Origin of the sequence: Rhodococcus sp. FH8 (assembly GCF_019266085.1) — a bacterium.
Classification (GTDB): Bacteria; Actinomycetota; Actinomycetes; order Mycobacteriales; family Mycobacteriaceae; genus Rhodococcus_F; species Rhodococcus_F qingshengii.
Window position 1 is genome coordinate 222,150 of sequence record NZ_LPNQ01000061.1, and the last position, 12,972, is coordinate 235,121.

Genomic DNA, 12,972 nt, shown 5'->3' on the forward strand with positions numbered 1-12,972 from the left:
GCTTTTTCAGTACGGTCGGAGATATACGTTCGGATATCGAAGCACGCTGAATCGAAGGAGGCTTTCCGAATGCGAGTAGTCATCGCCGGCTCGTCCGGTTTGATCGGAACGGCCTTGGTGTCATCGTTGCGCTCCGACAACCACGACGTGGTGCGTCTGGTGCGACGCTCGACCGCCGGCCCCGACGAATCGCGTTGGGACCCGGACCACGACCGTCTGGACCTCTCCGTCCTGCAGGGCGCCGACGCCGTCGTGAACCTCTGCGGCGTCGGCATCGGCGACAAACGGTGGTCGGGTTCCTACAAGCAAGCGATCCGTGACAGCCGCATCGTCGCGACCGACGTCTTGGCCGAAGCGGTCGCGAGCCAGAAGGTTCCCGTCCTCGCCAACGCGAGCGCCGTCGGCTATTACGGCGACACCGGCGACAAGATCGTCGACGAGGATTCGCCGGCAGGCACAGACTTTCTCGCCACGACGTGTCGCGATTGGGAACTTGCCACCGAACCGGCGCGTGCGGCGGGTGCCCGCGTCGTCAATCTGCGGTCCGGCGTCGTGATTTCACCTCATGGGGGCATGCTCGGTCGGCTTCGGCGCCTTTATTCGTTCGGCCTCGGCGGGCGACTGGGCAACGGTCGCCAGTACTTTCCGTGGATCTCACTCGAGGACGAGTGCGACGCGATCAAATTCGCGCTCACGAATTCCGAACTCTCCGGTCCCGTCAACCTGACCGGTCCGGCCCCTGTCACCAATGCCCAGTTCAATGACGCCATGTCCCGTGCGGTCCACCGACCGGCTCCCTGGATCGTTCCCGGGTTCGCACTCGAAGCGTTGATCGGAGAATTCGCCAAGAGCGGCATCCTCGGTGGCCAACGCGCCATTCCCGCAGCTTTGGAAAGGGCGGGATTCTCTTTCCGCCACAACACGATCGGCGAAGCGCTGGCGGCCGCACTCGGTTGATTCCGAAGTCGGGCGTAATCTCTACGTCCATGAGCAGCGCTGCCGTTTCCGCCCGGTTCTCGAAACTGCCGATCGCCGTCGAGCAACTCGGTTCGATCGACTACAACGCCGCGTGGGACCGCCAGCGTGAGCTCGCGGCTGCGCGGGCGGACGACATCGGACCGGACACGCTACTGCTCCTCGAACACCCGCCGGTGTACACGGCAGGACGACGCACGGAACCCGAAGATCGTCCCGTCGACGGCACGCCTGTCATCGACGTCGACCGCGGCGGGAAGATCACCTGGCACGGCCCCGGCCAGCTGGTGGGATATCCGATCGTGAAACTGGCCGAGCCCATCGACGTGGTGCGGTATGTCCGACGCATCGAGGAAGCACTGATCACGGTGTGCACGGACCTCGGCCTGAACTGCGGGCGCATCGACGGCCGCTCCGGCGTCTGGCTGCCCGCCGAACTCGCAAACGGGCAATGGAAGCCCGAGCGCAAGGTTTCTGCCATCGGCGTGCGCGTCCAACGGGGCGTGGCACTGCACGGCTTCTCCCTGAACTGCAATTCGGTCCTGACCGGATTCGACAACATCATTCCCTGCGGCATCCGTGACGCCGGGGTCACGACACTGTCGCAGGAACTCGGTCGCGACGTCACCGTGGACGAAGTCACTCCCGCTGTGACCGAGGCAGTGATCGCTGCTCTCGACGGAACCATGCCCGTCACCGAACGGAACGTCGAGCGCGTCACCTTCGAAAGCGCCTCGCCTACTCCGACTTTTACTACCGTTCAGTACAGCTGACGGGCTCGCCCGAACCCCGTTGCAGTAATCACCGGGCGTAGGATCACTGTCGTGACTATCGCCCCAGAAGGACGTAAGCTGCTCCGTCTCGAGATCCGAAACGCGGAGACGCCCATCGAACGCAAACCCAACTGGATCAAGACCCGAGCAAAGATGGGCCCCGAGTACACGGAGCTCAAGGGCCTGGTCAAGCGTGAAGGTTTGCACACCGTCTGCGAGGAAGCGGGCTGCCCCAACATCTACGAGTGCTGGGAAGACCGCGAAGCCACGTTCCTGATCGGCGGTGAGCAGTGCACACGCCGCTGCGACTTCTGCCAGATCGACACCGGCAAGCCCGAAGCCCTCGACCGCGACGAGCCCCGTCGCGTCGCGGAAAGCGTTCAGGCCATGGGCCTTCGGTACTCCACGATCACCGGCGTCGCCCGCGACGACCTCCCCGACGGCGGCGCCTGGCTCTACGCCGAGACCGTCCGCAAGATCCACGAACTCAACCCGGGCACCGGCGTCGAGAACCTGGTTCCGGACTTCAACGGCAAGCCCGAACTGCTCGACGAGGTCTTCGCCTCACGCCCCGAGGTACTCGCACACAACCTCGAGACCGTCCCCCGCATCTTCAAGCGGATCCGTCCGGCGTTCCGGTACCAGCGCAGCCTCGACGTCATCACCGCAGCACGCGACTACGGACTGGTCACCAAGTCCAACCTGATCCTCGGCATGGGCGAAACCCCTGAAGAGGTCACCGAGGCGATGGCAGATCTCCACGCCGCCGGTTGCGACATCCTCACCATCACCCAGTATCTGCGCCCCTCGCCCCGGCACCACCCCGTCGAGCGGTGGGTCAAGCCCGAGGAGTTCGTCGCACACTCGAAGGCTGCAGAAGAGATGGGCTTCGCCGGCGTCATGGCCGGTCCGTTGGTTCGCTCGTCGTACCGCGCCGGCCGCCTGTATGCGCAGGCCATGGCACATCACGGCCGCGAACTTCCCGAGGCGCAGCGTCATCTGACCGAGGGCGGCGACGCTTCCCAGGAAGCCAGCTCACTCATGGCGCGCCTGAATCGCTGATCCACTTTTTGCTGTGCGCCTTTATTAACCGCGGGCGGTTAGTAAAGGCGCACAGCAATGGACGTATCCTGGGTACATGGCGAACGGCAGCAAATCCGGTAAGGGCAAACCCACCAAAGAGGCAAAGGCTGCAGCGAAGGCTGCCCGCAAGCAGGCTTCCAAGGAACGTAGAACGCAGCTCTGGCAGGCATTCCAGATGCAGCGCAAGGACGACAAGCTCCTCCTGCCGCTGATGATCGGCACCCTCGTCGGTGCGGCTCTGGTCTTCTTCCTGGTCGGCCTCATCTGGGGCCTTCAGTGGTTCCTGCTGCCGATCGGCATCGTTCTCGGTCTCCTCGGCGCCTTCATCATCTTCGGTCGCCGCGTCCAGAAATCGGTGTACAAGAAGGCTGAAGGCCAGGCCGGTGCCGCTGCGTGGGCGCTCGACAACATGCAGGGCGCGTGGCGCGTCACGAATGCCGTCGCCGGCACCACCCAACTCGACGCCGTTCACCGCGTCGTCGGACGGCCGGGTGTCATCCTCGTCGCCGAGGGTTCGCCGCAACGCGTCAAGGGCCTCCTCGCGCAGGAGAAGAAGAAGACCGCCCGCCTCATCGGCGACACCCCGATCTACGACATCATCATCGGAAACGACGAGGGCCAGGTTCCGCTCTCGCAGCTCCAGCGCTACTTGAACAAGTTGCCCCGCAACATCGACACCAAGCGCATGGACAACATCGAAGGTCGCCTCGCTGCGCTCAGCGCACGCGGCGGCGGAGCAGCGCTTCCCAAGGGACCGATGCCCGGAGGCGCGAAGATGAAGGGAATGCAGCGGACCATTCGTCGTCGCTGACACTCCCCCACAGCAAAACGAAAGACCCGGGCCCACACGGACCCGGGTCTTTCTTTACTTCGAGAGATTTGTGTCAGCGCGATTTCACGAGCAAAGTGCCGGTCGCGCGGTCCTGCATACCGCGACCGTCGATGTCGGTGATGGTCGCGGGAATGACGAACACAAGCAGCGCCTGACGCCCGAGCGCGCGCACGAAGCCCACTCGGATCGGGCCTTCGATTCGCGCAACCTGAAGTCCGAGGACGAACTGCCCAGGGGAGAAGTTGAACAGCGCCACCGTGACGACGCCGACTGCGAACCACACCATCAGCGTGACAGTCGAGGTCATACCGTCGAAGAAGTCGCCGGTGATGAGCGAGGCCACTCCCACAGCCATCACCCAATCCACCAACAGTGCCGCGATACGACGGCCCGAACCGACCAGCGAACCCGGACCCTCCTGAGGGAAACCGAGGAGCTCGCCACGGTACGACTGCTCACGGCCGTCCGCGCTCTTCGGCAAAGCTGCTTGCGGCCCAGAGAGCCAAGTTCCGGTGATACGTGCCATGCTGTCCAGGATAGGCGTCGCAGCACCGTAGTCCAGATTTGCCGGGTTTTAACTGTGTGGCCGGTCACATGGACTTCGGAAATCCCCAGGATGCTGCGACGCGTAACACTGCCGAAACAAAGGGTTGACGAGCGGGCAACACCAGCTCCCTACCGTCTGCCTCGACGGATTCAACCGACATCACTTGGCTGAAGCGACTTAAGGAGCACAAGCGTGGCGTTCACCACGGCCGAAGAGGTCATCAAGTACATCGCGGACGAGAACATCGAGTACGTCGACATTCGGTTCAGCGACCTGCCCGGCGTCCAGCAGCACTTCTCGATCCCGGCGTCTGCTTTCAACCAGGACGTGTTCGAGGACGGCCTCGCATTCGACGGATCTTCGGTCCGCGGATTCCAGTCGATCCACGAGTCCGACATGATGTTGCTTCCCGACGTCACCACGGCGCAGATCGACCCCTTCCGCAAGGCGAAGACCCTCAACATCAACTTCTTCGTGCACGACCCGTTCACTCGTGAGTCCTACAGCCGCGACCCGCGCAACGTTGCCCGCAAGGCCGAGGAGTACTTGGTCAGCACCGGCATCGCGGACACCGCATTCTTCGGCGCCGAGGCCGAGTTCTACATCTTCGACTCGGTTCGCTACGACTCCGGCATGAACTCCGCTTTCTACGAATTGGATTCCATCTCCGGTTCCTGGAACACCGGCGCAGAGACCAACGCCGACGGCTCCCCCAACCTCGGTTACAAGGTTCGCGCCAAGGGTGGCTACTTCCCCGTCGCTCCGTACGACCACTACGTGGACCTGCGCGACGAAATCTCCACCAACCTGACCAACGCAGGCTTCGAGCTCGAGCGCGGCCACCACGAGGTCGGCACCGGCGGACAGCAGGAGATCAACTACAAGTTCAACACGCTGCTCGCAGCTGCTGACGACCTGCAGCTGTTCAAGTACATCGTCAAGAACACCTGCTGGCAGCACGGCAAGTCCGCAACCTTCATGCCGAAGCCGCTCTTCGGTGACAACGGCTCGGGCATGCACGTCCACCAGTCCCTGTGGAAGGACGGCAAGCCCCTCTTCCACGACGAGTCCGGCTACGCGGGCCTCTCGGACATGGCTCGCCACTACATCGGCGGCATCCTGCACCACGCTCCGTCGCTGTTGGCCTTCACCAACCCGACGATCAACTCGTACCACCGTCTGGTGCCGGGCTACGAAGCCCCCATCAACCTCGTGTACAGCCAGCGCAACCGCTCGGCAGCTGTCCGTATCCCGATCACGGGCAACAACCCGAAGGCAAAGCGTCTCGAGTTCCGCGCACCCGACTCCTCGGGTAACCCGTACCTCAACTTCGCTGCACAGATGATGGCCGGCCTGGACGGCATCAAGAACAAGATCGAGCCGATGGCTCCGGTCGACAAGGACCTCTACGAGCTTCCCCCGGAGGAGGCTCGCAACATCCCGCAGGCTCCGACCAGCCTCGAGACGGTCATCAACCGCCTCGAGGCCGATCACGAGTACCTGACCGAGGGTGGCGTCTTCACCACCGACCTGATCGAGACCTGGATCTCGCTCAAGCGCGAGCAGGAAATCGCTCCGGTCAACCTGCGTCCGCACCCGTACGAGTTCGAGCTCTACTACGACGTGTGATCCGCATCCTGACGTAAGTCAGACCTGCGAATACCGAGTGCACCCGTCCCGCATCTGTGGGGCGGGTGCACTTGTTTCGGTCCGATCGAATGTGTCTGCCACACACGTCCCAGCCGCAACTGAGCGGAATTACATCGGGTATACATTCGACCGATGCCAACTTGGGTGCAGGAGGAGCAATAGATGCCCGATCCGTTCGCAATCGAAGTGGACTCCTTCTACAACACGATCGTCCTGCGATCACCGGATGACTACGAACCACTTGCGCCGGGTTGGTTTCCCACCGAACCCCAATTCGTCACCGGCGGACCAGGCCGACTCGTCATCCACACCGGTGGACGCGGGCTCGTACGCGTGACAGTCACCTCCACCGAAACACCAGCCCCTCCGCTCACGGATTCGCTATTCAAAGTGTGGGAGGACATCGCGGAGTGTTCGTTCACCATCAAGAGCGACGCACTCTGCTTCGACGGATTCTCAGGCGAGGTATCGAATCCAATTCCCCATCCGAGGCCAGGCCCGTGCCGAGTGCGAGTGTTAGCTCGGGGACGGACTGAGCACTGGGACGCCTACCGGACACCGGAGTCCCAACCGCAGATACGACTCCACATCCAACTCTGGCCGCAACAACTCGGCGACCCGCACCTCATCCAGTACCGAGACCGGATTACCGGAAATCGTAGCCGAACCGACGACACCCCCGAGGAAAAGCAGGCCACCACGTAGCCGGGAACATCTCTCTCCACTGCGCAGTTCTGCTCCGGGCACGGCTACCGGATCCAGTAGTTTTCTGTGCCGAGGCCGGTAGCGAAGTGCGGGTAGTCGACCTACCTGCCAGGGCTGCGGATACAGCGTTTCGCGGACCTGTACCCGGCAACGGAAAGACCGACGCGAAAGATGCTTTCATCATCGTCGATGCCGCCCGCACACTCCCCGATACGCTGTTGCCGATCGGAAAGGCCTGCGACCTTGTCGAGGGTCTACGCGTTCTGTCCGAATTCGACGCCGATCTGGCGGTCGACGAAAACCGGTTGATCAACCGCCTGCGGTCGATGCTGTTGTCGGTGAATCCGCCACGGACGCGCGATCGGCGCGCAGATGCACCGCCCGGTCGGACCAGGATTGCTCGCGAAGTTCGGTGGACCGGCCGGGTTCGCCGCCGCGACCTGGCCGCGCGCTGAGAGCAACCCTGGCCGAATACCCGGCTGGTCCGATCTTGACGTCGCTACCGGGCGTGGGCATACGGACCGGTGTGACGATGCTCATCGAGATCACCGACATCGGTCGTTCCGCGACGCAGGGGCGCTCGCCGTTTACGCCGGGGTCGCACCTCGCACACATCGCTCCGGAACGTCCGTCAAAGGTGAGCACCGACAACACAGCGGCAACGCCAGACTCAAACGCGCCAAGTATCTTTCAGCGTTCGCTGCTCTCAAGGATTCGATCTCCCGTGCCGACTACGACCGAAAACGAGCTGAGGGCAGGCGTGGCTGGTGCGCGTCTCGAGGTCAGAGTTCGCGCGCCGGATGTCGTATCGGAGAGAACCCCAATGTGGCTGCAGCGATAGCGAACACAACAACGACGCCGAGCAGGGTTAGGCGTTCACCGATCGCGCCGACCAGCAGACCTGCTATCACTGCGCCGAGCGCAGCCATGGTGCGGTTGACGGAGCGTCGGGCGGCATTCACACGCCCGAGAAGCTCATCGGGGGTGAGTGTTTGCCAATAGCCCATCTCGTTCGCGTTCTCCGCGCCCGCTGCCAACCCTTGCAGGCCCAGTGCTGCGAAGAGCAGTACATGGCCGACACCTGTGTCCGTCGCGAAGGCCACGAGAAGCCAGGTGACGGGGTATACCGTGCGGGCGAGGATGACTGCTCGTCCTGATCCGATGCGCGTGCCGAGCGCGTGAGCGCAAGATGTGCCGAGGAGGCTTGCGACACCGAACGTCGTCAGCAGCAAACCGTATGTGTAGGCGCTGAACCCGAGCGAGCGGAGAGCGAACAGCGACAGCACAGTCAACGCAGCTCCGTTGGCAAGGAACCACACGTGTGTCGATATCGCGAGCGGGTTGAGAGTGCGGTGGCGATACGTGAATCTCAGACCCTCACGCACTTCGTTCATCAGGTTTCGGGAGCGAGTAACGGATCGAGGCTCGTCGACGTCGAGCCCGAAATTGAGTGCGGCATCAGCGAAATAGCTGATTGCGTCGACGGCAATCACCACGGGAGCGCCGAGCAGGCCTATGAGTGTGCCTCCGACCGTTGGCCCCAATGTCGTTGCCGCTGCGTCGGCTTGGTCGAGTCGAGCGTTTGCTTTCACCAGTTGACTGCGTGGAACCAGCCGGGGCAACAAGGACTGCATCGCAGCGAAGCCGAACACCGAGAAGGAGCCGAACAACAGCAACACGATGACCAGAACCCAGACGTGCAGAAGCCCGGCGAGCCACAGAAGCGGGACGGCACCGAGCACAACTGCCCGACCGACGCTGGCCCACACGAGAATTGGCTTGCGCCGCCACCGATCGACGTAGACCCCCGCGACCAACCCGAGCACCGCATACGGGATCAACTGAGCCGCGTTCACCACACCCACTTCGAACGGCGTCGCGTCCAAAAGCTGCACTACCAAAATGGGCATCGCCACAGCTGTCACCGACGAGCCGGCCGAACTGATCACCGCGGCCGTGAGAAAGCGTCGAAATGATGAACGGTGACCTGCCGGCGAATCGTCACTCATCGCTGACATCCACGACGCCACACAGCCGACTGCACCAGTCTGTCCCGCTCATGCACGGCACTGTAACCGAGCACGCCCGATATCGGTGCTGAGGACGAGGCGGCTGTTGGCATTGCCAAATTGATAGAAGCACTCAACCGTGACCAAGGACTAGAGCGGACACAGCCCCTCACCTCGTCCGCGTAGGTGGGGTTACCCGTCTCGACTTGCACTCCGCGATGCTCACCGAGTGGACATTGCACAGCGAACACGATTGGCTGTCACTCATTGTTGCGTTTCTTCGACCCAGTCGGGGTGTTCGCGGCTGTCGTCGAGCACCCAGGTACGGGATTCGTCGCCGATGCGGTCGGGGTCAGTGAGCCAGCATGTTGCGTCGGGCGCCCACCCGGCGATGACGCTCGCCGTCTCGTCGTCGACTCCGATCGCGGTTCCCGCCGCGGCCAGGTATCCCATAACGGTGAGATGCACGCCCGTGTAGCTCTCAGCGACGAGCTGCCAGTTGGGGATGACCCAGCGCCCTGATCGTCCGGTGGTCCGGTACCAGTCGTGTCGTTTATCCGCGGTGACCTCGAGGGGGAACCGTCTGCAGAGTTCCGCCCACGCCTGCGCGCCGTCGATCTCGTATATGCGAGCGCCGGCGGGTGCGTCGACTTGTCGCACGGCGATGCGTTTCCAACCCATGCTGTCTTCGACGAACCACAATTCTGCCGGGGTCCCGTCGAACAGTGCCCGTGTCGAACACCGAACAGACGGATTCGACCACCAGTAACCGGACCAGTTCGCCTTCGGATCGGTCGGACGATCAGCGGCTCGCGCTTCCGCTGCGAGAGTGTGCTCATGCCAGTCGCTCAGGAGTTCTGCGGCCGTCGACTCAAAGGTATCGGGGCTGTCGTCGTCCCGGCTCACTATCACCCATTGGTCGGTCTCGGCGAGCGCGGTCGTCCACCACTGCGAGTGTTGGGATCGTGCGATGTGCTCGGCGACTCGTCGAAGCTCATGCCGTACCGGCTCGGTTGTGACGAGGATGTCTTCACCGTCGGGGTCCTGCCAGTAGCGTGCTGTGTCCGTCGCTGCGGCGAGGGCAGAACGGAGTGCAACCTCGGTCACCTCGGGAAGCGGTACTTCGGACAGGCGGTGCGCTACATCGTCGGCAGTGACGACGGTCTGCCGCGCTTCGTCTGCGCCGGGGCCGAACAATACGCTCGAGTCTCGGTCGGGGTCGAGGTGATAGGAGGCCAGAAAAACCGCGGAACCAAACGAGTCGTCATGTGGCTCGGGTCGCCGGATCCGTTCGGCATCCATCACGTAGTCAAGCAGCATCCGCCGTCCGCGTGGCCCCGACAACAACGTATCCGCTGTACTCGTTGTGCTCACTGCCTCAGGCTCCTCGTTTTCCGTCATGACTGTGTGTACCAGTGTGACGACCTATCGGTGTTGTGCGCTTGGGCCACACACCCCGGCGGCCCCAGCGGATCGGGCATCACTCGTCGAACACGAAGGTGGCGCTGCCATCTTCTGGTAGTTCGTGAACGATCACCTCGTTGCCGATACCCGTGACAGCAGACACGAAAGTGGTCGTCTCCCTGTCGATCCCGACGAGCCAACTGATCCCGACACCCTGCTGACGGGGTACTCGACGGAAGACCGATTCACCCCCTTCTATGGCCGCTCCCGGTGCAACGATCGGGCTGTGTCCAACACCGCTTGCCGCACGGCACCCAGGTCGATCAGGTCATCGTCAGGTCCGATCTGTGACGGCTGAAAATACGTCAGAGCGAACGGCAGACGGATCATCACGTTGGGCTCGGGCGCGGACCCCTGCACCGGAACAAAGTAGAAGCCCCACCCCCGTGGGGAGGGCGGGGCTTCATTCGATCCGGCGCTCACGCACAGTGGGAGGGTGGTGGACATGCCGGACCGACGACACGGCAGGGAGTCAAGCTGCCGCGCCCAAGCGCTGACCTGAAGGAATGCGCCTGAGATCGTGGTTACGAGAACCATCAAACCAGACAAACTGGACACATGTTCAGGAATCGAGAGATTCGACCCCCGGACGTCAGAAAGATCTCACTGCACCCGATAGATTTCGCTGCGGACAGGATCCACCAACCGCCGCATGACCTCGTACGCGCGGTCCGGATCCGTGTACGGCGGAATCATCATCAAAACGAGTTGACGACCATAGATGTCGTCGAGATACATCAAATCGTGGGGCTGGCCAGGGTACGGACCCCGCACTTCCAGTCCATCGACCTCGTCGATACGACGCTGCGCGCTGCTGATCGTGTTCCAGTCGAACGCAACCCGCGCGATCGGCCCCAACCTCAGCGAAAGTGCGGATATCAGATCGTGAAGCTCCGCCGTGACGTTCGTGGTCCACGGGAACCACGCGCCGTCAACCGATGCCTTGACGGCACCTTGCCCACGAAGCAGGAATCGCGGAGTCCGCGTCGGCGACGGGAAAGGTTGCCCGACATGGCGCTGCGGCGCTTCCATTGCGTAGTCGAGAGTGCTGATGTGCGCCATGACGAGGCTCCTTGACGGAGGATTCGTGGAACCGTCAGGCAGAGGTGCCCGGTCGTGGGTTCCATACCTTCAGACTACTCCGCTACGCAATCCCGACTACGCGTCGACGGAAATGATCACGCCGGTGTCGCCGTACGGGAACGGACCATTACCGATGTGACCGAGGGTGTTGAAGAATTTCGAAATAGGCACCATCACACCGTATTTCGCTTTGACTTTGCTGCGGATCTCGTCGAATTCTGCTCCACCGCTCACCAACTGAGCGGTCCCGGTGACCGGCGACGCACCGTCGGCAACCTTTCCGCGGTTGTTGCACGGCACCACGCTGACGCGTGGGTTGTTCCGCAGCCGCTTGGCCTTACCCGATTTCGAGGAAGTCCAGAAGCCGATACGTCCGTCAGGCAGAGGCACGACCCACGTCGGCGTGGCTACGCCGTCACCGCTCTTACGGAATGTGGTGACCGAGATCGTCTTCTCTTCGCCCAGGGACATGAGACGAGCGTATGCCTCCACAACCTCCACGACCATGCACGCGAATGAATTTTCTCTGCCTCAGGCGTTTCAAAACGGGCAATTATCCGGACGAAGGTGAACAACAGGTGCCGAGTGGTGGAAATGTCGCGGAACGACCCCGTCTCAGGTCGATTTGTGGCCCGCCGGTGTTGGAACATGACTTCTCGTGAATGCGGAACTCATCGTTCTCCTCGTCGTCGTCGTAACCGCTCTGGGGTTCGACTTCACCAACGGTTTTCATGACACTGGCAACGCTATGGCCACGTCGATTGCAACCGGCGCCCTCAAGCCCAAGGTGGCAGTCGCTCTGTCTGCTTCCTTGAACCTGGTCGGAGCTTTCCTCTCGGTAGAGGTTGCTGCCACCGTGGCCAAGGGTGTGGTGAACCTCGGAAATGTGGGTGGCCAAGCGCTGCTCACCATCGTCTTCGCCGGCCTTGTCGGCGGCATCATCTGGAACCTGGCAACGTGGTTGCTCGGCATCCCCTCGAGTTCCTCACACGCGCTGTTCGGCGGACTGATCGGCGCCGCAATCGCGTCCCTCGGAATGAGCGGTGTCGCCTGGAGCGGGGTCCTCAGCAAGGTTGTCATCCCCGCAGTTCTCGCGCCCGTCGTGGCCGGCTTGGTTGCCGCGGCCGGCACCTGGCTCATCTACCGCATCACCTCCAACGTCGGAGAAGAAACCAAGGACAAAGGTTTCCGACTCGGCCAGATCGGTTCGGCTTCACTCGTTTCCCTTGCCCACGGCACCAACGACGCACAGAAGACCATGGGCGTCATCTTCCTCGCCCTAGTAGCCCACGGAACCATCTCCGCCGACGCGGACATGCCGTTCTGGGTCAAGCTCACCTGCGCGCTCGCGATCGCTGCCGGAACCTACCTCGGCGGTTGGCGAGTTATCCGGACACTCGGCAAGGGACTTGTCGAGATTGCCGCACCACAAGGCATGGCAGCCGAAGCATCCTCTGCTGCAATCATTCTCACTTCCAGCCACCTCGGCCTTCCGCTCTCCACCACCCATGTGGCGACGGGTTCCATCATGGGAACCGGTCTGGGACGCAAGGGCGCCGAAGTTCGTTGGGGTGTAGCCGGACGTATGGCGGTCGCCTGGTTGATCACTCTCCCGTCCGCTGCGATCGTCGGCGCTCTGTGCTGGGGACTGGCCAACATCGTCGGCGGCCTGCCCGGTGTCCTGGTCGTCTTCGCCGTGCTCATCGCCCTGGCCGGTTGGATGTACCTGCGCTCCCGCAAGGAGCCCATCGATCCGAGCAACGTCAACGCCGAGTGGGACGGCGGCCTGGTACCCGCAGAGGTCCCCGGTCCGGACGCCCGCGTCACCACCGACGTCAAAGCCTGAAAGAG

14 protein-coding genes and 1 pseudogene are annotated in these 12,972 nt (G+C 62.7%); 9 read left to right on the forward strand and 6 right to left on the reverse strand.

The window, feature by feature from the left end; genetic code table 11:
• The first annotated feature begins 69 nt into the window (after positions 1-69).
• From ATN38_RS12520 to ATN38_RS12535, 4 genes are all read left to right on the forward strand, one after another.
• On the forward strand, positions 70-957 hold the full coding sequence (locus ATN38_RS12520; RefSeq protein WP_030537054.1) for a TIGR01777 family oxidoreductase: 888 nt from the start codon (positions 70-72) through the stop codon (positions 955-957).
• 29 nt (positions 958-986) lie between these two features.
• Positions 987-1,748 carry a lipoyl(octanoyl) transferase LipB gene (gene lipB, locus ATN38_RS12525; RefSeq protein ID WP_007730040.1) on the forward strand — a complete coding sequence of 254 codons (762 nt, stop codon included), beginning with the start codon at positions 987-989 and terminating at the stop codon, positions 1,746-1,748.
• Between the two features lie 51 nt (positions 1,749-1,799).
• Positions 1,800-2,810, forward strand: a complete 1,011-nt coding sequence (gene lipA, locus ATN38_RS12530; RefSeq protein ID WP_003941610.1) for a lipoyl synthase — start codon at positions 1,800-1,802, stop codon at positions 2,808-2,810.
• A gap of 76 nt (positions 2,811-2,886) precedes the next feature.
• Complete coding sequence (locus ATN38_RS12535; protein WP_003941625.1) at positions 2,887-3,642, forward strand: DUF4191 domain-containing protein; 756 nt, start codon at positions 2,887-2,889, stop codon at positions 3,640-3,642.
• Between the two features lie 73 nt (positions 3,643-3,715).
• On the opposite strand, the gene ATN38_RS12540 is transcribed toward ATN38_RS12535, so the two are convergent.
• Positions 3,716-4,189 carry a hypothetical protein gene (locus tag ATN38_RS12540; RefSeq protein WP_064113255.1) on the reverse strand — a complete coding sequence of 158 codons (474 nt, stop codon included), beginning with the start codon at positions 4,187-4,189 and terminating at the stop codon, positions 3,716-3,718.
• A gap of 213 nt (positions 4,190-4,402) precedes the next feature.
• Here ATN38_RS12540 and glnA point away from each other — a divergent pair, with 213 nt between their 5' ends.
• The 4 genes and pseudogenes from glnA to ATN38_RS33390 form a co-directional block, all read left to right on the forward strand.
• Entirely contained in the window at positions 4,403-5,839 is a 1,437-nt protein-coding gene (glnA, locus tag ATN38_RS12545; protein WP_003941609.1) for a type I glutamate--ammonia ligase, read from the forward strand.
• Between the two features lie 183 nt (positions 5,840-6,022).
• Positions 6,023-6,565 carry a hypothetical protein gene (locus ATN38_RS12550; RefSeq protein ID WP_073512208.1) on the forward strand — a complete coding sequence of 181 codons (543 nt, stop codon included), beginning with the start codon at positions 6,023-6,025 and terminating at the stop codon, positions 6,563-6,565.
• 86 nt (positions 6,566-6,651) lie between these two features.
• Positions 6,652-7,020, forward strand: a complete 369-nt coding sequence (locus tag ATN38_RS12555; RefSeq protein WP_218748060.1) for a transposase — start codon at positions 6,652-6,654, stop codon at positions 7,018-7,020.
• Positions 6,938-7,285: pseudogene (locus tag ATN38_RS33390) on the forward strand (transposase); the annotation flags it as partial. The gene ATN38_RS12555 and the pseudogene ATN38_RS33390, both read left to right, overlap by 83 nt.
• A 62-nt stretch (positions 7,286-7,347) precedes the next feature.
• Here the strand turns inward: ATN38_RS33390 and ATN38_RS12560 are convergent.
• From ATN38_RS12560 to ATN38_RS12580, 5 genes are all read right to left on the reverse strand, one after another.
• Positions 7,348-8,574: an MFS transporter gene (locus ATN38_RS12560; RefSeq protein ID WP_218748061.1), complete on the reverse strand. Its 1,227-nt coding sequence runs from the start codon at positions 8,572-8,574 to the stop codon at positions 7,348-7,350.
• A 264-nt stretch (positions 8,575-8,838) separates the two neighbouring features.
• Positions 8,839-9,894 carry a hypothetical protein gene (locus ATN38_RS12565; protein ID WP_218748127.1) on the reverse strand — a complete coding sequence of 352 codons (1,056 nt, stop codon included), beginning with the start codon at positions 9,892-9,894 and terminating at the stop codon, positions 8,839-8,841.
• 339 nt (positions 9,895-10,233) lie between these two features.
• Positions 10,234-10,485, reverse strand: coding sequence for a hypothetical protein (locus ATN38_RS12570; RefSeq protein WP_218748062.1), 252 nt, complete (start codon positions 10,483-10,485; stop codon positions 10,234-10,236).
• 156 nt (positions 10,486-10,641) lie between these two features.
• Positions 10,642-11,100: a DUF5994 family protein gene (locus tag ATN38_RS12575; RefSeq protein ID WP_054832002.1), complete on the reverse strand. Its 459-nt coding sequence runs from the start codon at positions 11,098-11,100 to the stop codon at positions 10,642-10,644.
• 96 nt (positions 11,101-11,196) lie between these two features.
• On the reverse strand, positions 11,197-11,592 hold the full coding sequence (locus ATN38_RS12580) for a PPOX class F420-dependent oxidoreductase (protein ID WP_037129725.1): 396 nt from the start codon (positions 11,590-11,592) through the stop codon (positions 11,197-11,199).
• Between the two features lie 187 nt (positions 11,593-11,779).
• Here ATN38_RS12580 and ATN38_RS12585 point away from each other — a divergent pair, with 187 nt between their 5' ends.
• On the forward strand, positions 11,780-12,967 hold the full coding sequence (locus tag ATN38_RS12585; protein WP_003941590.1) for an inorganic phosphate transporter: 1,188 nt from the start codon (positions 11,780-11,782) through the stop codon (positions 12,965-12,967).
• Positions 12,968-12,972: the final 5 nt, after the last annotated feature.

Excerpts from the sequence above, each read along its gene's own strand:
- ATN38_RS12575 (WP_054832002.1), bottom strand. The coding sequence starts at position 11,100 with ATGGCGCACATCAGCACTCTCGACTACGCAATGGAAGCGCCGCAGCGC.
- lipB (WP_007730040.1), top strand. The coding sequence starts at position 987 with ATGAGCAGCGCTGCCGTTTCCGCCCGGTTCTCGAAACTGCCGATCGCC.
- ATN38_RS12540 (WP_064113255.1), bottom strand. The coding sequence starts at position 4,189 with ATGGCACGTATCACCGGAACTTGGCTCTCTGGGCCGCAAGCAGCTTTG.
- ATN38_RS12550 (WP_073512208.1), top strand. The coding sequence starts at position 6,023 with ATGCCCGATCCGTTCGCAATCGAAGTGGACTCCTTCTACAACACGATC.
- ATN38_RS12565 (WP_218748127.1), bottom strand. The coding sequence starts at position 9,894 with ATGCTGCTTGACTACGTGATGGATGCCGAACGGATCCGGCGACCCGAG.
- ATN38_RS12535 (WP_003941625.1), top strand. The coding sequence starts at position 2,887 with ATGGCGAACGGCAGCAAATCCGGTAAGGGCAAACCCACCAAAGAGGCA.
- ATN38_RS12560 (WP_218748061.1), bottom strand. The coding sequence starts at position 8,574 with ATGAGTGACGATTCGCCGGCAGGTCACCGTTCATCATTTCGACGCTTT.
- ATN38_RS12570 (WP_218748062.1), bottom strand. The coding sequence starts at position 10,485 with ATGTCCACCACCCTCCCACTGTGCGTGAGCGCCGGATCGAATGAAGCC.
- ATN38_RS12520 (WP_030537054.1), top strand. The coding sequence starts at position 70 with ATGCGAGTAGTCATCGCCGGCTCGTCCGGTTTGATCGGAACGGCCTTG.
- ATN38_RS12580 (WP_037129725.1), bottom strand. The coding sequence starts at position 11,592 with ATGTCCCTGGGCGAAGAGAAGACGATCTCGGTCACCACATTCCGTAAG.